Origin of the sequence: Desulfovibrio sp. SGI.230 (assembly GCF_050313065.1) — a bacterium.
Lineage (GTDB): Bacteria > Desulfobacterota > Desulfovibrionia > Desulfovibrionales > Desulfovibrionaceae > Desulfovibrio.
This window is the reverse complement of the sequence record NZ_JBNPKS010000012.1, coordinates 43,908-62,814: the sequence shown is the minus strand read 5'-3', so window position 1 is coordinate 62,814 and position 18,907 is coordinate 43,908. Positions and strand designations below refer to the sequence as shown.

The following is an 18,907-nucleotide window of genomic DNA, read 5'->3' as shown; positions in this document are numbered from 1 at the left end:
CTGCACAGGCTGCAACAGGAGACAGACATGGCCGGAAAAAGCAGTGTCGGAAAGCGCATCCGCACGTTCCGCGAGGAAAGGAACGTGGATCTTGAGACCCTCTCACAGAATACGGGACTGACCGTCAATTTTCTGGAACGCATGGAAAATGACGAGATATATCCCACCATCGGCCCCCTGCAGAAGGTGGCCCGCTCGCTGGGCGTCCGTCTGGGCACCTTCCTGGATGACCAGTTCACCCGCGATCCCATCATTTCCCGCATAGACCAGCTGGGCAGCGTGGACCCCGCCATGCACACCGGCCGCACCCCCCGTTCCAGCTACATCTATCAGGCGCTGGGCAAGGGCAAGAGCGACCGCAACATGGAGCCTTTTTTCATCGAGATCTATCCCGACAAGGACGAAGAGCGGAAGACCATCTCGCACCAGGGCGAGGAATTCATCCTGGTACTCAAGGGCGAGCTGATGGTGGTCTACGGCCGCGAGACCTATTACCTGAAGGCCGGCGAGACCATCTATTACAACTCCATCGTGCCCCATTACGTGGGCGCGCACGGCGACGACCCGGCCCAGCTGCTGGCTGTGACCTACACGCCGTAGCCTTCCGTCGTTCCCCGGCCCTTTTGCGTACACAGCCCGCGCTCCCGCGCGGTATATGAGGATGATCCATGGACGAGAAAGTACGCCAGCGCCAGGCGCTGTTCGAACTGCGTGAAAAGACCCTTGGCCAGATCCTGGACGAGACGGTGGCCCGCATCCCCGACAAGGAAGCCATCGTCTATGCCGACCGCAACTACCGCCAGACCTGGCGCGAGTTTGCCGATACCGTCGATCTGTTCGCCAAAGGACTCATGGCGCTAGGCGTGCAGAAAGGGGAAAAGGTGGCCGTCTGGGCCAGCAACGTGCCCTACTGGGTGACCTTGCAGTTCGCCACGGCCAAGATCGGGGCCATCCTGATCACGGTCAACACCAACTATCGCGAACACGAGCTCGAATACCTGCTCAACCAGTCGGAGTGCGAGAACATCTTCATCATGGACAGCCTGCGCGACCATGATTACATCGACACGCTCTACACTCTGGCCCCCGAGCTGCGCTACCAGAGCCGCGACCGGCTCAGCTTCGCGCGCCTGCCGCATCTGCGGCGCGTCTGTTTCCTGGGCGCGGAGAAGCATCGCGGCATGTATTCCGTGCCCGAGATCCTGTCCATGTCCGTCATGACCGATGATGCCGAGTACCAGGCCCGGCAGGACAGCCTGGACCCCTGGGACGCCATCAACATGCAGTATACCTCCGGCACCACGGGCTTCCCCAAGGGCGTCATGCTGACCCATGTGGGCGTGGGCCTCAACGGCTACTGGATCGGCCGCAACCAGCGCTTCACCGACGAGGACCGCGTCTGCCTGCCCGTGCCGCTCTTCCACTGCTTCGGCTGCGTGCTGGGGGTCTCGGCCTGCGTCAACCACGGGGCCTGCATGGTCATCCTCGAAGCCTACAACCCCCTGCATGTGCTGGCCGCCGTGGACAGCGAGCGCTGCACGGCCCTGTACGGCGTGCCCACCATGTTCCTGGCCGAACTGGAACACAAGATGTTCAAGCGCTTCGACGTCTCCAGCCTGCGCACGGGCATCATGGCCGGTTCCGTCTGCCCCGAGCCGCTCATGCGGCGCGTGGTGGAAGACATGTACATGAAGGACATCACCATCTGTTACGGCCTGACCGAGGGCTCGCCGGTGATGACCCAGTCCGACCCCGACGACCCCCTGCACCTGCGCTGCGAGACCGTGGGCTGCGCCATGCCCGGCATCGAGGTGCGCATCGGCGACCCCGAGACCTGCGAGGAACTGCCGCGCGGCGAAGTGGGCGAGATCCTGTGCCGCGGCTACAACGTCATGAAGGGCTACTACAACATGCCCGAAGAGACGGCCCGCACCATCAGCCCTGACGGCTGGCTGCATTCCGGCGACCTGGGCACCATGGACGAGGACGGCTACGTGCGCGTCACCGGCCGCATCAAGGACATGATCATCCGCGGCGGCGAGAACGTCTACCCGCGCGAGATCGAGGAATTCCTCATGGGCATGCCCGGCGTGCTGGACATCCAGGTGGTGGCCGTGCCCAGCCGCAAGTACGGCGAGGAAGTGGGCGCCTTCATCATCGCCCGGCCCGACGTGCCCGTGGCGCCCGAAGACGTGCGCGCCTTCTGCCGCGGCAAGATCGCCTGGTACAAGATCCCGCGCTACATCGCCGTGGTGGACGGCTTCCCCCTGACCGCCAGCGGCAAGATCCAGAAATTCAAGCTGCGCGAGATGGCCGCCGAGCGCTGGCCCGAAGCCATGGCCGAGCCGGACTCCAAGGCCGCCAAATAGCGCACATCTGTCTGCCATGAAAAAAGCCCCTTTCCCGTCGGGAAAGGGGCTTTTGACGTTTTGCGGAGGAGCCGGAGGCTACTTGCGGCTCAGGCCCAGGCGGGCCACCACGGCATCGGCGCCCATGCGGGCGAAGGTGGCCACGTCCTTGCCTTCGCGGGCGCTTTCGGGCAGCAGCAGTTCGGGCTTGTTGGAAAGCTCGGCCTGGGGCTTGACGCCGTAGGCTTCGGGGAAGCTGTCGTTGAAGTACATGTCCTGGAAGCCGGAGAACTTGAGGGCGTGGGCCGTGGCGTCCAGCACGGCGTGCTCGTCATCGCCCACCAGGCCCAGCGCACGGGCGTTGACCAGACCGGCCAGGCATTCGCCGCCCTGGGTGCAGGCGATGTGGCCGTGACGGTTGGCCACGATCATGGCGTCCATGATCTGCTGTTCGGTCACCTGCACCACCTGGAAGGCTTTTTCGCCGCCCTTTTCGATGAACTTTTCGGCCAGGCGCTGCACGCGCGGGAAGGAGACCGGGTTGCCGATCATGGCGGCCTGGGCCACGCTGGGGGTGACGGTCACGGGCTGCCACACGCGGGCGTCCTTGGGCGCGGCATAGTAGCGGTACACGGGGTCGGCGTGTTCGCTCTGCACGCCGAAGACGCGCGGCAGGCTGGTGATGATGCCCAGTTCCAGCATCTTGAGGAAGCCGGACATGACGGCCGTGATGTTGCCCGCGTTGCCGATGGGCACGAAGATGCACAGGCCGGACACGTCCCAGCCGTACCACTGGGCCACTTCATAGGCGTAGGATTCCTGGCCCAGGATGCGCCAGCTGTTCTTGGAGTTGAGCAGGGCCACGCGGTAATTCTCGGCCAGATGCTCCACCACCTTCATGCAGTCGTCGAACACGCCGGGCAGTTCCAGCACCGTGGCACCGCTGCCCAGGGGCTGGGAGAGCTGCTGCGGGGTCACCTTGCCGTGGGGCAGCAGCACCACGCTCTTGAGGGGCGCGCCCACATAGGAGGCGTACAGAGCCGCGGCGGCGGAGGTATCACCGGTGGAGGCGCAGACGGTCAGCACCTCGTCCCACTGGTGGCGGCGGCAGAGCCATTTCAGATAGCTGAACGCACAGGCCATGCCGCGGTCCTTGAAGGAGGCGCTGGGGTTCTGGCCATCGTTCTTGTAGGCAAAGGGCACGCCCACACGGTCGCGCAGGGCCGGAGCGGCTTCCACGATGGGGGTCAGGCCTTCGCCCAGGTAGACGATGTCTTCCTCGTCCAGCAGGGGCGCCAGCAGTTCATAATAACGGAAGATGCCGCGCAGGGCCGTGCTGCGGGTGGAGGCACGGCGGTCGAAGATCTCGCGCCATTCCGCGCCGCTGCGCTGTTTCAGTTCGTCGAACTTGGTGTTTTCCAGCAGGAACACGCCGCCGCAGGACGGGCAGGTGTAGAGCAGGCTGTCACCGGGGTAACGCTGGCCGCAGTGCAGGCACACATATTCCATCTGACCGCGATAGGCGGGAAAATCACTCTGGCACACGGGATAATCTCCTTGCAGGGACAGGATGAGGAAAGGAGTTTTTTACCATCCTCTCCCGTGACTTGTCGAGAGGGCAGGCAGGGACGAGGGAGGAGCGGGCGGCGTTTTTCCGGGGGAGGGGAGGCCCTTTTGCCCATGCGAAAAGGGCCTCCCCTCCCCCGGGCCCCCACCCCACCCCAAACGCATTTTATCCGGGTGGATGGCGGCCGGCGTGGCATGATGGCCGTGCCCCGCTGCCGGTCCCCCGGCAGGAAGGGCAAAAGAGTCTGAGTGGTATGAAAAATGAAAACGGAGGGGCTCTTGCTGGAGCCCCTCCGTTGAGGGATGGCTGCTCCCGCTTGGCGGGTCAGCCGGGCATTCATCGGAGCGCTTTTTATGGGAAGGAAATTTCCTTTCCAATAAAGCGCGCTGGGGAAGGGGAGTTTGAGGGAAGGGGTTCCCCCTTCCCTCAAGAAACATCCTCTACCGCAGCTGGGACAGGGCGTCGCCGATGCGCTGCAGGGCGTCGCGCAGGGTGTCGTCGCTGACGGCGTAGGAGAAGCGGATGCAGTTGTCGTCACCGAAGGCGGCGCCGGGCACCACGGCCACGCGGGCCTTGTCCAGCAGCCAGGTGCAGAGCTCGGTGGAGTTCTTGACCGTGCCGCCGAAGCACTTGCGCACATCCACGAACAGGTAGAAGGCGCCGTCCGGGCAGGGGCAGGAGGCGAAATCCCAGCCGTTGATGATGTCCATGGCCAGGTCGCGGCGACGCTGGAAGGCGTTGCGCATCTCGCCCAGGAAATCCAGGGGACCGGTAAGGCCGGCCAGGGCGGCCTTTTGCGAGATGGAGCAGATGTTGGACGTGCAGTGGCCCTGCATGCTGGACATCTTTTTGATGATCTCGGGGTGGGCCACCACATAGCCCACGCGCCAGCCGGTCATGGCAAAGCTCTTGGAAACGCCGTTGAGGATGGCCACCTTTTCGGGATTCTTGGCAAAGTGGTGCACGGCGCTGGCCATCTTGGCCGGAGCGAAGACCAGCTGGTCATAGATCTCGTCGGTCAGCACGTAGACGTCGCGGCTGTCGGCCCAGTCCAGGATGGCGGCCAGTTCTTCGGCATTGTAGACGGCACCAGTGGGGTTGCTGGGCGTGTTGAGCACCAGCAGTTTGGTCTTGTCGGTGCACTTGGCGTCCAGCATCTCGGGCGTGACCTTGAAGCCCTGTTCCAGCGAGGCCTGCACGATGACGGGCACGCCGCCGGCCAGCTGGATGGTGTAGGGATAGCTGACCCAGTAGGGGGCGGGCAGCAGCACTTCGTCACCGGGGTTGATGGAGGCCTGCATGAAGTTGTACAGGGCATGCTTGCCGCCGGCGGAAACGATGGTGCATTCGGGGGCGATGTCCTCGCCGTAGAATTTTTTGAAGTAACCGCCCACCGCGGCCCGCAGCTCCGGGATGCCGGGCACGGCCGTGTAGCGGCAGAAATTGGCGTCGATGGCGGCCTTGGCGGCCTCACAGATATGCTTGGGGGTGGGGAAGTCCGGCTCGCCCACGGCCAGGCTGGTGACTTGTATGCCCTGGGCCCGCAACTCCATGGCGCGGGTGTTGACGCTGAGGGTCAGCGAGGGCTTCATGGTGCGCACACGTTCGGAAATCTGCATAGGGTGCTCCTTGCCTGGAATAGGAGTGGCCGGACTGCGGCGCGCCCGCTCCGGTCACGGCGCAATAGCGTATCAGGTTCATATCTGACTGTAAACGAGGGCCCCTCCCCGCGGCCCTGTGTCCCTTTTAAGGATGATCCATGGAAAAAACACCGTTGCTGCCCCTTCCCCAAGGCTGTGTGGTGGGGCGTTTCATCAGGCGTTACAAGCGCTTCAGTGTGGAGATGCTGCTGGACGGGCAGAACGTCTGGGTCCACAGCAACAATTCCGGCAGCATGCTGGGCCTGACCCTGGCCGGAGCCCCGCTGCTGGCCTCGCCCGCGGCCAATCCGGCGCGCAAGCTGCCCTACACGCAGGAGGCCGTCTGGCTGGCCGAGCGGGCCGTACCGCCCCTGCCCGGCGGGGAGGAAGGCGCGGATGGCTCCGCCCTGGGCCGTGGCTTTTGGGTGGGCGTCAACACCAGCGTGCCCAACCGCATGATAGAAGTTGCCTTCCATGCCGGGCGGCTGGCCTTTGCCGCCGGATACACGCAATGCCGCCGGGAGGCCAAACGCGGCGAGAGCCGCCTGGATGCCTGCCTCACCGGGCCGGATCTGCCGCCGCTGTGGGTGGAATGCAAGAACGTGACCATGGTGGAAGACGGCGTGGCCTGCTTTCCCGATGCGGCCACGGAGCGCGGTCAGAAGCATCTGCGCGAGCTCATGGACATCGTGCGCTGCGGCGAACGCGCGGCCATGTTCTATCTGGTGCAGCGCCCGGACGGCCATTGCTTCGGCCCGGCGGACGTAGTGGACCCCGCCTATGCGGCCCTGTTCTATGAGGCGATGGATGCCGGGGTGGAGATCTATCCCTACCGCGCCTCGGTGAGCCCTGCCGGTATCGAGCTGGAAGGCCTGCTGCCCGTGGCGCCCCGTCCCGCCGGACTGTGATGTCCTCCTGTTGGGGGGAATGTGATGCGGAGGGGCGCGGGGCCATTTTCATAGGGCACCCCACAGCGCGTGAGCGCCTCTTCCCCACGCCTGTTCTCTCCCTGTTGCCCATTGGGACAAAAACGCGCACAATGACGGGCGGCAAACTGTGGCGGGCGCATCGGCCGTTCCCGGCCGGAAAGGGATTCGCCGTTTGCCGCTCCGGCACAGGCGGATACCGCCTTGCGGCGATGTGTCCCGGCGGCCCCCTGTGGCCCCTGTTGCCACGGTCCATGCTCTCAAGGAGACAGTTCCATGACTCACCGTTTCATCCCCCGGCTTTCTCCCGAAGAGATCGCCCGCCAGCAGCTGGAAGGCCTGCGCTTCACCGTGCGCCAGGCTTTCAAGTCCCCCCAGTACCGCAAACGTCTGGAAGCCTGTGGCGTCACGCCTGACGACATCACCTCGCTGGACGATCTGCGCCGTCTGCCCACCGTGGACGTGGAAGACCTGCGCGAAGGCTATCCCCTGCCCCTGCTCTGCGTGCCCGAAGAGGAAGTGGTGCGCATCCATGCTTCCAGCGGCACCACGGGCAAGCGCAAGATCCTGGCCTACACGGCCAATGACGTGAATAATTTTACCTTGCAGATGGCCCGTTGCTACGAGATGGCGGGCCTGACCCCCATGGACCGCATGCAGGTGGCCGTGGGTTATGGCCTGTGGACGGCCGGTGCTGGCTTCCAGCTGGGCAGCGAGCGCTTCGGCATGCTCACCATCCCCGTAGGCCCCGGCAACCTGGAGATGCATCTGCAGCTCCTGCGCGACATGGGCTCCACCTGTTTCGGCGCCACGGCCTCCATGGCCCTGCTGCTGGCCGAAGAAGTGGAGCGCGCCGGTATCCGCGACAAGCTCAAGCTGCGCAAGGTCATCTGCGGCTCGGAGATCCGCAGCGAAAAGATGCGTCTGGCCATCGAGAGCAAGCTGGGGCTGGAAAGCAGCTATGACATCGCGGGCATGACCGAGATGTATGGCCCCGGTACGGCCATCGACTGCGACGAGCACAACGGCCTGCACTACTGGGCCGACATGTTCATCATCGAGATCCTCGATCCCGAGACCCTGCAGCCCGTGCCCGAAGGCGAAGTGGGCGAGATGGTGGTCACCAGCCTGCGCAAGGAGGCCGTGCCCCTGCTGCGCTACCGCACCCACGACCTGTCCCGCCTGCTGCCCGGCGACTGCCCCTGCGGCCTCAGCATGCCCCGCCATGACCGCATCCTCGGCCGCTCCGACGACATGATCATCTACCGCGGCGTCAACATCTACCCCGGCCAGATCATGGACGTCATCGGCGCCTTCCCCGAACTGGGCGGCGAATATCATGTGGAACTGACCCGCGACGACCGCTCGCTGGACCACATGACCCTGACCGTGGAACGCGCCCAGGGCGCCACCTCCGGCGGCGATGCCCAGCTGGTGGCCGCGCTGGAACAGCGTCTGCACAAGTCCCTGCTGGCCCGCGTGGCCGTGAAGCTCGCCGACCACGCCAGCCTGCCCCGTACCTTCAGCAAGTCCAAGCGCGTCACCGACCTGCGCTAGGGCGGTGGTTGTTTTTTGAGGGGGGAAGGGGCCCTTTTTGAAAAAAGGTCGCCCCTTCCCCCCTCAAGCTCCCCCCATCCCTCCCAAAAACTTTTGTTCTGATCAGTGACGGTCCGCCTGACCACGGCGGGCTTTCTTCGTGCGTCCGTCCCCAGGGCGCGCGGAAGAAGGGGACAGTAAGCGGGCCGGGGAGATATGATTGTTTTTTCATGGGAAGGGAACGGCCAGGAACTTCGATAAACGGTCGCCCAGTGTGGGGCACCTAAAAAAGCCAATAGAAAAGGACGCCATGCGTGGCGTCCTTTTCTATTGGCTGAATCTATGATCCTCGCGTCTGCGACCGTCTGGCTGGCGGGGCTGCGGGCTGCCTGTCCTGTGCCGAATGCCTTGCCCTCTCAGACAGCGACGGGGACCATCCGGCCGGACCGGAGAAAAAGTTTTAGGGGGGAAGAGGGGTTCCAAGGGGAGAAGGGAGACCCTTTTCCAAAAGGGGCCCCGTCTCCCCTTGGCAGCATCTTGTCTTACTGCTTCAGCAGATCGTCCTGGCTGTCGCGGGCATGGCGCACGAAGACGGCGCGCACGCCGGGCAGCTCGCCCAGACCGGTGAGTACGGGGCGGGGGGTGAGGCCCAGGGCGCGGATCTGCGAGGCCCAGGAATCGGACTCGTCACCGGCCAGGTCGTTGCGGGCATGGTCCCCGGCTACCACCATGAAGGGCTGGAGCCAGATGACGGACGCGCGGCTGGTCTTGATGGCGGCAAGCACCTGGTCGAAACCGTGCGAGCCTTCCACCGTGGCCAGCACGGCCAGGTTGTCGGCATCGGCCAGGGTGGCGCGCATGCCTTCGATGATCATGTCGCCCCGGCCGTGGCTCTGGCCGTGGCCCATGAGGGCCAGCAGCTCGCCGGACTTGCGCTTGCCTTCGGTGGCGCCGAGGACGGCGCGGCAGACATCTTCGGCATCCTGCCGGGATTCCAGCAGCGGGCGGCCCAGATAGACGGCCTTGAAACTGTCGGGATGGCGGACCAGCCAGCTGACGAGCAGGCGCTCCATCTCGCTGAATTCCTCCCCGGCCACCACATGCAGGGACTGGACGCGCACCACGTCCACCTTTTGCCGGGCCAGCTCTTCCAGACCGGCGGCCACGTCACCGATGTGCACGCCCTTCTTTTCCAGCTTGGCCCGGATGATGCTGGAGGTATAGGCCCAGATCACGGGGCTGTGGGGGAAGGCGGCCTTGAATTCCTTGTCGATGGCGGTCAGGGCGGGCTGGGCCTCGGGCACGCTGGTGCCGAAGGCCACCAGCAGCAGGCCTTCCTTCTGGGCCGCCAGGGCAGGCAGGGCCAGGCAGAGGGTGAGCAGCAGGGCCAGCAGCGTGGAGCGCAGGGATGTTGTGGGGATGCGACGCATGGAACCTCCTCAATGACGCGTTGAAAGGTTAGGGATGGAGCGGGTATTCGGACTTGAGGGAATGGGGAGGCATGCCTCCGGGCCTTTGCTTCGCCTTCACCGTGACGGCTGGCTGTCGTGGCGTGTCGCCAAAGAAGCTCCGTACCCTCTTACCGCAGCGCGACTGTTTCCGATTTGCACGGAATTCCCCGCATGGATGCGCCATCAGAAACGGTTTGGGGCACAAAAGTCAAGCCGGGCGGAAAAGTAAAAGCCTGCGCTGTCCGGGAGATGCGGGGGGAAGGCTCCTTTTGTCCGGCCGTTGCGTCACGGGCGGCGCTGGTCCGCGAGGGGAGGACGGCCCTGCTTTTTTTCGCCGCTCGGGCCATCCCCGTCGCCGAAGGAGGCTGGCGGACGCTTGGCCTTGTCCGGGCTTTGGGCTATGCTGATCACATGAGTACGCACAGTCGATCATTTCCCGCGCCCCGTCGTGGCGCCCTCCATGAGGAGCAGGCCCCGCAGGAAGCCGACAGGGAAGAGAAAAAACGTTCAGCGCCCCGCCGTCGCAGCGGGGGCAAGGCCAGCCCGGAGCAGGGCGCGGACAGGCAAGGCCCGTCCCGCCGTTCCGGGCGTCGTGTTTCCGGGGAGCCGGCAGCGCAGGCTCCCGCCCGGGCCAAAACGGGCTGGGGCAAGAAGGCGGAACAGCCGGAACATGCCGCCGGGGAGGCCCATGCCCTGCCCCGCTGGCGGCAGGAGCGCCGGGAACAGCGGCGCGAGGCCCGGCAGCAGGAGCAGGTGCTCCTGGCCCGTCGCTGGCCCGACCTGCCCCGTTCGGCCCTGCCCAAAGAAGATTTCAGCGTGCAGGTGGCGGCGCGTGACTACATGCAGCCCCTGCTGGAAGAGCTGGGGGACCGCGTCATCACCGTGCGTGGCCGTCTGGTGCTGGCCAGAGGCACGGAGCCCGCGGCCTGGGCCCAGAACGTCTGGACGGAACCGCGCTGGATCCCCATCACCTCCATCGGCAGCGGGGCACGGCAGCTCTCGGCCCTGCAGCGCAACTGGCGGGCGCACATCCCCACCCTTGGCGGACATGTGCGGCGTCTGCGCCTTATGCAGGAGCAGCTGCCCTACGTAGCGGCACGGCCCCTGCACTTCGGCACGCCCGCCCCGTCCGCACCGCTGGGGGCCTTCACCCTGTGGGAAAAAGACCTGATGCTGGCCTCGCCGTGCACCACCTCGCCCTTTGCCGACGGGGAAGTGCAGTTCGTGGAGAACCGCGAGGACCCGCCGGGCCGCGCCTACCTCAAGCTGTGGGAAGTCTTCACCCTGACCGGGCGCACGCCCGCGCCGGGGGAACTGTGCATCGACCTGGGCGCCGCACCGGGCGGCTGGACCTGGGTGCTGGGGCGGCTGGGCTGCCGCGTGTTCAGCGTGGACAAGGCCGAGCTGGCGCCCCAGGTGGCGGCCATGCCCGGCGTCAACCACTGCCTGGGCAGCGGCTTCGGCCTTGAGCCGCGCCATGTGGGCCAGGTGGACTGGCTGTTCTCGGACATGATCTGCTACCCCGACCGCCTGCTGGAGACCGTGCAGGAATGGCTGGCGGCCGATGCCTGCCGCAACGTGGTCTGCACGCTCAAGTTCCAGGCCCAGACCGACCACGAGACGGCGCGGGCCTTCGCGGCCATCCCGGGCGGCCGTCTGCTGCATCTTTCCTGTAACAAGCACGAGCTGACCTTCGTGAAGCTGGCCGACTAGACCATCCTTTCCATCGCCATGATGCGGGCATGCCGTCGCCGGACGGTGTGCCCGCTTTGCGTTTTTCCGGTCATCGCAAGGGCGGGCGGCGATGGGCCTATGCAGCCATGGCAGGCGGGAGGCGGAGCCCTTGCCGTCCAGGCTCTGCAGGACGGCAGCCTTGCGGTGCCGCGCCTTCCTTTTTCTTTTCAGGAACCATTGTCAGGAATGGGGAGCTCTTTTCCCTGTCCTTTCACGACGTTCCGTTCGCCGTCCATGGCGTGGAAAGGGCCGTTCCGCGTGCCCTGACACGTGTCCGGGCCATTTTCGCCTTGTGCTTTGCCTTTCCTTTTGCTACTTTCTTTCACCCCCGTACAGGGGACAAATTATGTTTGGAGGCATGTCAAGCATGGCAGACAAGGAAACCGGGCACGAAAACGAAATGAGTTTCGAAAGCGCCCTTGAAAACTATCTCAATCCCGACTTCGGCGACCTCGAAGAAGGCTCTATCACCAAGGGCGAGATCGTTCGCGTGGATGACGACAATGTTCTGGTGGACGTGAACTTCAAGTCCGAAGGCCAGATCCCGGCCAGCGAGTTCCGTGACGCCGCCGGCAACATGACCGTCAGCGTGGGCGACCGTGTGGATGTCTACGTCGTTCGCAAGAACGAAATGGAAGGCACCATCACGCTGTCCTTTGAGAAGGCCAAGCGCATGCAGGTCTTTGACCAGCTCGAAGACGTGCAGGAAAACAACCGGGTCATCAAGGGCCACATCGTGCGTCGCATCAAGGGCGGCTACACCGTGGACATCGGCGGGGTTGAAGCTTTTCTGCCTGGCTCGCATGTGGACCTGCGTCCCGTGCCCGACATGGACGCTCTGGTCAACCAGGAATTCGAATTCCGCGTGCTGAAGATCAACCGCCGCCGCAGCAACGTGATCGTTTCCCGCCGCGTGCTGCTGGAAGAAGAGCGTGATTCCAAGCGTCAGGATCTGCTGCGCACCCTGGAAGAAGGCCAGATCGTGCACGGCAAGGCCAAGAACATCACCGAATACGGCGTGTTCGTGGACCTGGGCGGTCTGGACGGCCTGCTGCACATCACCGACATGAGCTGGAAGCGCATCCGCCATCCCAAGGAAATGATCACCATGGGTCAGGACCTGACCCTGAAGGTGCTCTCCTTCGACCGCGAGAACAACAAGGTCTCCCTGGGCCTCAAGCAGCTGGTGCCCGATCCGTGGCAGGACATCTCCGCCCGCTTCCCCGAAGGTGCCAAGTGCACCGGCAAGGTCACCAACCTGGTGGACTACGGTGCGTTCGTGGAACTGGAACCCGGCGTGGAAGGCCTGGTGCACATCTCCGAAATGTCCTGGACCCGCAAGCTGCGTCATCCTTCCCAGATGGTGCACACCGGTGACGAAGTCGAAGTCGTCATCCTGGGTGTGGACGGCGAGAAGAAGCGCATCAGCCTGGGCATGAAGCAGGTTCGTCCCAATCCCTGGGAACTGGTGGCCGAAAAGTATCCTGAAGGCACCATCCTCGAAGGCGTCATCAAGAACATCACCGAATTCGGTATGTTCATCGGTATCGAAGACGGCATCGACGGCCTCATCCACGTGTCCGACATCAGCTGGACCAAGAAGGTGCGTCATCCCAACGAGATCTACAAGGTGGGCGACACCGTGCAGGCCAAGGTGCTGACCGTTGACCAGGAAAACGAAAAGTTCACCCTGGGCATCAAGCAGCTGGTCGATGATCCGTGGGGCCACGTGCCCAGCACCTACCCCGTGGGCTGCACCGTGAAGGGCGTGGTGACCAACATCACCGACTTCGGTCTGTTCGTGGAAGTGGAAGAAGGCATCGAAGGTCTGGTGCACGTTTCCGAACTTTCCAGCAAGAAGATCAAGAGCCCTGCCGAGCTCTACAAGGAAGGTCAGGAAATCCAGGCCAAGGTCATCCACGTGAGCGCCGAAGAACGCCGCCTGGGTCTGTCCATCAAGCAGATCAAGGACGACGAAGACCGCCGCAAGCCCAAAGAATTCCACGCTGGTCCCCAGGAAGCCGGTCAGAGCCTCGGCGACCTGCTGAAGGCCGCTCAGGAAAACAACTAGTCCTCACGGACCGGTTTGCGAATATGAAGGGGGAGCCGCAAGGCTCCCCCTTTTTGCGTCCGCAAGGCAGGGCGGAGGAACGGCAGGCCATCCTTGCGGCCCCATCCTTTTTCCCGGGCAGGGAGCCCGCGGCAGCGGCGGCCCGGCTTGCCTCGGGACTGGCGATGCCCTACACTTGTCCTGTAGCCCGACCACAGGACAGACAGGCCATCGGAGGCGGATATGAAGCGCGTACTTTGCTGGATCGGAGGTATCGTTCTGGTACTGGCGGCGGTACTGGCCATAGTGATCAGTCAGCTGGATACCGAATTCATCAGCGGCCAGATCTCGGCCGCGGTGGAAAAAGCCACGGGCACGCCCGTGCGCTTCGCCAGCCCGCCCGAGCTTTCCCTGCTGCCCCCCGGGGCCAAATTCACCGCCGTCAGCTGGGACGGCGTGCAGGACGGGCAGGGCATGCGCTTCACGGCCAAGGGCGGCGAGGCCCATCTGGAGCTGGAACTGCTGCTGCACGGGGAGCTGGTCATCGGCGAAGTCCGTCTGGACAGCCCCTCGCTGAGCCTGCTGCTGCCGGAAGGCAAGGCCGCCGCGCCTGCGGATGCGGCCTCCGGCAATGCCGCCGGCAACAAGCCCGGCAGCGAAGTGCTCCTGCCGCTGGAGCTGGGCCGCCTGACCCTGAGCAAGGGCAGCCTGCATGTGGAGAAGGGCAGCGAGCGCTACGACCTGCGCGACATCAACCTTTCTGTAGAGAACCTGCGCAACGGTCAGGACGCCGTCCTGCGCTGCGATTTCACCTATGATCTGCTCACCGCCGGGCGCACGCTGGCCGGGACCCTGGCCCTGGATGCCCAGGCCGGGCTCTTCGGCATGGCCCCGCGTGTGCAGAACCTTTCCCTGACCATCACACCTTCCCGCCGGGGCCTCCTGCCCGCGGACCTCGGGCCCGTGCAATTGCAGGGCGATGCCTCGCTGGATACGGCGGCCCGGCAGCTGCATCTGTCCCGCCTGAGCCTTTCCGTGCCGCACGGCCGCGTGGGCCTCACCGGTACGCTGGGTCTGGACGGCCCGGCCTTCACGGGCTCCGTCCTGCTGGAAGGCGCACCGCGCAAGCTGGCCTCGGCCCTGGGCGTGCAGCTCAAGCCCCATGCGCAGGACGCCCTGCTGTTCAAGGGCTCCGTGACCTGGGAAGGCGACACGCTGGCGCTTTCCCAGTGCAAGGGCAAGCTGGACGCCACGCCCCTGCGGGCGGAACTGCGCCTGCACTTCCGGGACGTGCTCGCCATGGAAGGCTCCCTGAGCCTGGGCAAGCTGCAACTGGACGAATATCTGCCCCTGCCCGAAAGCGGCAAGGACGCGGGAACGGCCAAGGGCAAGGAAGGCAAGGCCGTGGCGGCCGCGGACAAGGAAAGCGCCACCAGCTGGCCCACCATCAACATGCGCCTGGCCATGTCGTCCCTGGGCTGGAAGAAGATGCATCTGCGTGACATCTCCCTGGCTCTGAGCGGCAGCAAGGGCGATTACCGCCTGACCTCCTTCCAGGGCGTGCTGGAAAGCGGCGGCCGCCTGTCCGCCGGCGGCCGTGCCGACCTCCGGAACCGCAAGTATGCGCTGGATCTGGATGCGGCCGAAGTGGCCCTGGGCCCCCTGCAGGAATCCCTGGAAAAGCCCCGCTCCGTGGAAGGTCTGGCGGCCCTCAAGGCCTCCTGCACCACGAGCGGCACAGGCGCCGACGCCATGATGGCCGCCCTTTCCGGTTCGGGAGACCTGCGGCTGCGCAACATGCATATCCCGGCCCTGACCTCCCTGCTGCATTCGGTGCCCGGCCTCAAGGGCGCTGTTTCCGATACCTTCGAGCAGGTGCATGTGCCCTTCGTGCTGCGCAAGGGCGAGGCCGACCTGGCGCCCATGACGGCCACCTCGCCCAAGCTCCAGGCCAGGGGCCAGGCCCACGCCAGCCTGCCGCGCCAGCACCTCAAGGGCACGGCCACCATCACCACGCTGGGCCTGAACATCCCCGTGAACTACGAAGGGCCCTTCGATAACCTTTCGTTCTCGCTGGATTCCAAGTTCGCGCTGGACGCGGTCAAGGGCCTCGGCAGCAATCTGCTGGAAGGCGGCAAGAAGGCGGGCAGCGCGGCCGGTGATACGGCCCGCGGCGCGGGCAACAGCATCGGCGGTGCCGTGCGTGACGCCGGCGGCGCCATCCGGGGGCTGTTGGGCCGTTAGGAAGGAAAGCGTTTTGCGGGAAGGGCTCCTTGCGTTGCTGTTGATCCCGCAAGTTTTTTATTGTTGAGGGGGGCCCCCTCATCTCTGCTGTCGATGCCCGTAGCTTCCTGCGTCGCAACGGGCACGGCCCTGCGGGCCGCCATCCGGTCGCTGCTCGCGCGAGAGGGGTTCCCCCCTCAAACTCCCCCCTCCCCAGCGCGCATTATTTTGGAGAAGCAGGGATGTACAGGCATTGCTGTCGTCTTTGGGGCAGGTGTACGGCCGGAGGAAGCCTCTTCTTTTCAGGGCGTGTCCTGCCGGACAGACTGAAGGGGCAAGGTCCTGTGCAATGAAATATGAAAAAAGGCCTCTTTCCCGCAGGGGAAAGAGGCCTTTTGCTGTCGTGTTGCGCCGTCTTACTTCTGGCGGCTCTTGAGCCAGCTCTTTTCGGTACCGGCGCGCAGGCGGGCGATGTTCTCCTTGTGCTTCCAGACCACCAGGGCCCAGATGCACAGCGACAGGGGCACCCAGGCGTACTTGGTGGCGGCCAGCAGGGCAAAGGGCAGCACCGTGACCAGGGTCAGGGAGCCCAGCGAGACGAAGCCGCTGCGCCAGATGACCAGCACGCAGGCCGCGCAGGAGAAGAGCAGGGGGAAGAAGGCCAGCGGCAGGAACACGCCGATGCTGGTGGCCACGGCCTTGCCGCCGCGGAAGCCCATGAAGCAGGAGAACACATGGCCCAGCACGCAGGCCAGGGCCACGCAGGTCACCAGCAGGGGCGAAAGGCCCAGCCACAGGGCCAGGGCCACGGGCAGGGCGCCCTTGCCCAAGTCACAGGCCAGGGTCAGCACGCCCCAGCGGAAACCGCACAGGCGGGCCACGTTGGTGGCGCCGGTGTTGCGGCTGCCGTCGTTACGGGGATCGATGCCGCAGAAGGTGCGGGCGATGACCAGCCCCCACGGGGCGGAACCCAGCACATAACCCAGAACGATACACAAAAAGGCCGTCATATTCCTCCTCCTTGAACCGGGGCTGTCCTTGCCCCGCCACAGCGGCTGCCATGGCGTTGTTTATCCCTGTAGTGTCCCGTTCCCGTACGGCCCGTTTCCCCTGATGAAGCGCATTTGGGGGAGGATGGGGGGCCTGGGGGAAGGGACCCCCTTTGGGCGCTGGTTAAAGGGGGTCCCTTCCCCCCGGAAACATATCCTCAGGATCCCGCATCAGCCGTCCATGCTGACGGCTTCGAGGATCTGGATTTCGTTGTACAGCGGGTGCACGCGGCCGATGCGCACCTGCACGGCCATGCCGGGGCAGGTACGTTCGTCGAACATGCGGCGTTTGCCGCGCACGTACATGCCCTGTGCGGGCAGGCTCACGTTGACGAACATGTCGTTTTCTTCGGTGACCACGCCGTCCCACCAGACCTTGTCGCCCTGCTGGCGGAAGTAGAGCAGCTTCCAGTAGCGCGGGCGGAAGCGCTGCACCTGCCCGGCGGCATCCAGCACGGCATTGAGGCTGACCAGCAGGGTGGACAGGGCCTCGCCATCCCAGCGGGGCGTGCCGTGGGTGAGCCAGTGCAGCAGCTGGGCCTCGTTGATGAGGTCGGGATAGCGGCGCAGGGGCGAGGTCATGGGCGTGTAGCGCGCCAGGCCCAGGGCGGCGTGCGGCCGGGCCTGCACTTCGAGGCTGGAGGGGATCAGGGCGCGCATGATGCGCGTCATGTCCTGGGGCTCCTTCCAGACGCCGGCGTATTCCCTGGGCAGGGCCACGTCCTGGGTGCGGTGCAGCATGGGGATCTCGCGTTCCGCGGCCCACTGGGCCACGGCGGCGCTGGCCAGGATCATCATCTCGGCCACCAGAGGCTGGGAGTCCGGGGTCTCGTGGCCGGGCTCGATGGACACGCGCGTCTGCGCGCCTTCGCCTTCCAGCACGATGGACGGTTCGGGCCGGTCCATGATGACGGCCCCGCGCGCGATGCGGGCCTTTTGCCAGACGCGGGCGAAGTCGTTGCCGCAGGCCAGCATGGTGGCCCAGGGCGCGGCGGGGTTGTCCGCCTGCGGGGCCTCACCGGCGGCCAGGGCGTCGAGGACGGCCTGGGTGTCGTCATAGGTCAGGTTGGCGGCCAGGCGCACCCGTGCGGCCCAGGGCTCGCAGGAAAGGATCTCGCCCGCGGCCGAGATGCGCGTCCGCACACAGAAGGCCGGGCGATCCTGACCGGCCAGCAGGGAGAAGGCGTCCGTGCCCAGGGCTTCGGGCATCATGTGGCTGTCGCCCTCGGGCAGGTAGATGCTGGTGCCGCGACGGAACACGGCCTTGTCCAGGGCCTCGCCGAAAGGCCAGCAGGCGGCCGGGCAGGCCAGGGCCAGGGTCAGATCGAAGCCGCCGTCGTCCGTGGGCAGGATGTGGAACGCGTCGTCCACGTCGCGGGTGGTGGCGCTGTCGATACTGATGAAGGGCAGGTCGCAGACGGGCAGCTCCACCTCACGGGCAGCCCGCTGCAGGGCCTCCACGGCCGGGGCTAGAGGCTGCCACCAGTCGTCGCCGGGGGCGTAGCCCGCGCGGTCATACCAGAAATTGTAATGGGCGGGCACCTGTTCCCAGGCCATGAGCAGCTGTACGGGCAGGTGCGGCACGTCGGGCAGGCCCTTGGAGAGCATGCGCCACAGTTCGTCGTATTCCTGGCTCTCGGGGTCGGCCATGCGGGCGAACAGGATCTGCTTCAGACGTTCGGCCACTTCGGGGGCCGGCCATTCGGAGATGCCCCGGGTGTCCTCGCCGGGCTGGGGCGGCAGCGCGCGTTTTTTGCAGGCCACGTCCCAGAGCAGGCGGAAAAAGCTGTTGCCGCCCAGCACCAGGGCCTCGCGGGCGGCGCGTTCCTGCTGTTCCTTGAGGCGCTTTTCCACCATCTCGGCGGAAAAGATCTGGAAGACGGGAGGCTGGAAGCGAAAGTGGCTCTTGCAGGCCAGCAGGGCCCGCCCGCAGGCGGCGACGCTGTCGGCGTCCCCGGCCTGACCGGCCAGTTCGGCGAACCACTGGGCCGAGGCTTCCGGCACCTCTCCCTGGCTCATTTCCCACAGTTCCAGCACGGGCAGGGCCGCGGCCAGTTCTTCGCGGCGGGCGCGGTGCTGCTCCAGCACGCGGGCGGACTCGTCCTTGCCGGGCATGGAGCCCAGCGCGGGCCCGGCCCAGGGCAGCAGGCGCGACGTGGTGAGACGCGTCTCGCGCCGGTTGGGCAGCAAAAGACGCAGTTTGCCGCCAGATTCTTCGGTGACCAGCGCGATCTGGATGGCATTGCCTTCAAGATATTCCACAATGCAGCCCGCCGAGGGGTACTGCACACAAACCGACATAAAAGCTCCTTCAACCGGAGGATGGGCTCCGATAGGCGGTACAATCCGTCATTTTGCCTGTTCTGGCAAGTCCCGGCGGCGC

At 65.4% G+C, this 18,907-nt stretch carries 12 protein-coding genes and 1 riboswitch; of the genes, 7 read left to right on the top strand and 5 right to left on the bottom strand.

Features of this window, described 5'->3' with window-relative positions; all coding sequences use genetic code 11:
- Window positions 1-27 precede the first annotated feature (27 nt).
- Window positions 28-600: a cupin domain-containing protein gene (locus ACQRAG_RS09600; protein WP_204626583.1), complete on the top strand. Its 573-nt coding sequence runs from the start codon at window positions 28-30 to the stop codon at window positions 598-600.
- 68 nt (window positions 601-668) lie between these two features.
- Window positions 669-2,369 carry an AMP-binding protein gene (locus ACQRAG_RS09595; protein ID WP_427803990.1) on the top strand — a complete coding sequence of 567 codons (1,701 nt, stop codon included), beginning with the start codon at window positions 669-671 and terminating at the stop codon, window positions 2,367-2,369.
- 78 nt (window positions 2,370-2,447) lie between these two features.
- On the opposite strand, the gene thrC is transcribed toward ACQRAG_RS09595, so the two are convergent.
- Window positions 2,448-3,857 (bottom strand): threonine synthase, encoded by a 1,410-nt coding sequence (thrC, locus tag ACQRAG_RS09590; RefSeq protein WP_204626585.1) that lies wholly within the window; start codon window positions 3,855-3,857, stop codon window positions 2,448-2,450.
- 498 nt (window positions 3,858-4,355) lie between these two features.
- The gene (locus tag ACQRAG_RS09585) at window positions 4,356-5,534 is read right to left on the bottom strand and encodes a pyridoxal phosphate-dependent aminotransferase (protein ID WP_168935023.1); all 1,179 of its coding nucleotides are present in this window, start codon (window positions 5,532-5,534) and stop codon (window positions 4,356-4,358) included.
- 140 nt (window positions 5,535-5,674) lie between these two features.
- Between ACQRAG_RS09585 and sfsA the strand changes: the two genes are divergently transcribed.
- The gene (gene sfsA, locus ACQRAG_RS09580) at window positions 5,675-6,463 is read left to right on the top strand and encodes a DNA/RNA nuclease SfsA (RefSeq protein ID WP_427799484.1); all 789 of its coding nucleotides are present in this window, start codon (window positions 5,675-5,677) and stop codon (window positions 6,461-6,463) included.
- 294 nt (window positions 6,464-6,757) lie between these two features.
- A complete protein-coding gene (locus ACQRAG_RS09575; RefSeq protein ID WP_006006795.1) occupies window positions 6,758-8,038 on the top strand; it encodes a phenylacetate--CoA ligase in 1,281 nt (426 codons plus the stop codon).
- Window positions 8,039-8,559: 521 nt separating this feature from the next.
- Here ACQRAG_RS09575 and ACQRAG_RS09570 read toward each other — a convergent pair.
- Window positions 8,560-9,447, bottom strand: coding sequence for a sirohydrochlorin cobaltochelatase (locus tag ACQRAG_RS09570; protein WP_427803991.1), 888 nt, complete (start codon window positions 9,445-9,447; stop codon window positions 8,560-8,562).
- A 21-nt stretch (window positions 9,448-9,468) separates the two neighbouring features.
- Window positions 9,469-9,666, bottom strand: a riboswitch (cobalamin riboswitch).
- A 642-nt stretch (window positions 9,667-10,308) separates the two neighbouring features.
- On the opposite strand from ACQRAG_RS09570, the gene ACQRAG_RS09565 reads away from it, so the two are divergent.
- The 3 genes from ACQRAG_RS09565 (at window position 10,309) to ACQRAG_RS09555 (ending at window position 15,496) form a co-directional block, all read left to right on the top strand.
- Window positions 10,309-11,181, top strand: a complete 873-nt coding sequence (locus tag ACQRAG_RS09565) for an SAM-dependent methyltransferase (protein WP_303930503.1) — start codon at window positions 10,309-10,311, stop codon at window positions 11,179-11,181.
- 388 nt (window positions 11,182-11,569) lie between these two features.
- Window positions 11,570-13,273 (top strand): 30S ribosomal protein S1, encoded by a 1,704-nt coding sequence (locus ACQRAG_RS09560; protein ID WP_168935027.1) that lies wholly within the window; start codon window positions 11,570-11,572, stop codon window positions 13,271-13,273.
- Window positions 13,274-13,495: 222 nt separating this feature from the next.
- On the top strand, window positions 13,496-15,496 hold the full coding sequence (locus ACQRAG_RS09555) for an AsmA family protein (RefSeq protein ID WP_427803992.1): 2,001 nt from the start codon (window positions 13,496-13,498) through the stop codon (window positions 15,494-15,496).
- Window positions 15,497-15,891: 395 nt separating this feature from the next.
- Here ACQRAG_RS09555 and plsY read toward each other — a convergent pair whose 3' ends face one another.
- Window positions 15,892-16,485 carry a glycerol-3-phosphate 1-O-acyltransferase PlsY gene (gene plsY, locus ACQRAG_RS09550; RefSeq protein WP_006006779.1) on the bottom strand — a complete coding sequence of 198 codons (594 nt, stop codon included), beginning with the start codon at window positions 16,483-16,485 and terminating at the stop codon, window positions 15,892-15,894.
- Between the two features lie 210 nt (window positions 16,486-16,695).
- Window positions 16,696-18,825, bottom strand: a complete 2,130-nt coding sequence (locus tag ACQRAG_RS09545) for a ribonuclease catalytic domain-containing protein (RefSeq protein WP_427803993.1) — start codon at window positions 18,823-18,825, stop codon at window positions 16,696-16,698.
- Window positions 18,826-18,907: the final 82 nt, after the last annotated feature.

Excerpts from the sequence above, each read along its gene's own strand:
- ACQRAG_RS09600 (WP_204626583.1), top strand. The coding sequence starts at position 28 with ATGGCCGGAAAAAGCAGTGTCGGAAAGCGCATCCGCACGTTCCGCGAG.
- ACQRAG_RS09595 (WP_427803990.1), top strand. The coding sequence starts at position 669 with ATGGACGAGAAAGTACGCCAGCGCCAGGCGCTGTTCGAACTGCGTGAA.
- thrC (WP_204626585.1), bottom strand. The coding sequence starts at position 3,857 with ATGGAATATGTGTGCCTGCACTGCGGCCAGCGTTACCCCGGTGACAGC.
- ACQRAG_RS09585 (WP_168935023.1), bottom strand. The coding sequence starts at position 5,534 with ATGCAGATTTCCGAACGTGTGCGCACCATGAAGCCCTCGCTGACCCTC.
- sfsA (WP_427799484.1), top strand. The coding sequence starts at position 5,675 with ATGGAAAAAACACCGTTGCTGCCCCTTCCCCAAGGCTGTGTGGTGGGG.
- ACQRAG_RS09575 (WP_006006795.1), top strand. The coding sequence starts at position 6,758 with ATGACTCACCGTTTCATCCCCCGGCTTTCTCCCGAAGAGATCGCCCGC.
- ACQRAG_RS09570 (WP_427803991.1), bottom strand. The coding sequence starts at position 9,447 with ATGCGTCGCATCCCCACAACATCCCTGCGCTCCACGCTGCTGGCCCTG.
- ACQRAG_RS09565 (WP_303930503.1), top strand. The coding sequence starts at position 10,309 with ATGCAGCCCCTGCTGGAAGAGCTGGGGGACCGCGTCATCACCGTGCGT.
- ACQRAG_RS09560 (WP_168935027.1), top strand. The coding sequence starts at position 11,570 with ATGGCAGACAAGGAAACCGGGCACGAAAACGAAATGAGTTTCGAAAGC.
- ACQRAG_RS09555 (WP_427803992.1), top strand. The coding sequence starts at position 13,496 with ATGAAGCGCGTACTTTGCTGGATCGGAGGTATCGTTCTGGTACTGGCG.
- plsY (WP_006006779.1), bottom strand. The coding sequence starts at position 16,485 with ATGACGGCCTTTTTGTGTATCGTTCTGGGTTATGTGCTGGGTTCCGCC.
- ACQRAG_RS09545 (WP_427803993.1), bottom strand. The coding sequence starts at position 18,825 with ATGTCGGTTTGTGTGCAGTACCCCTCGGCGGGCTGCATTGTGGAATAT.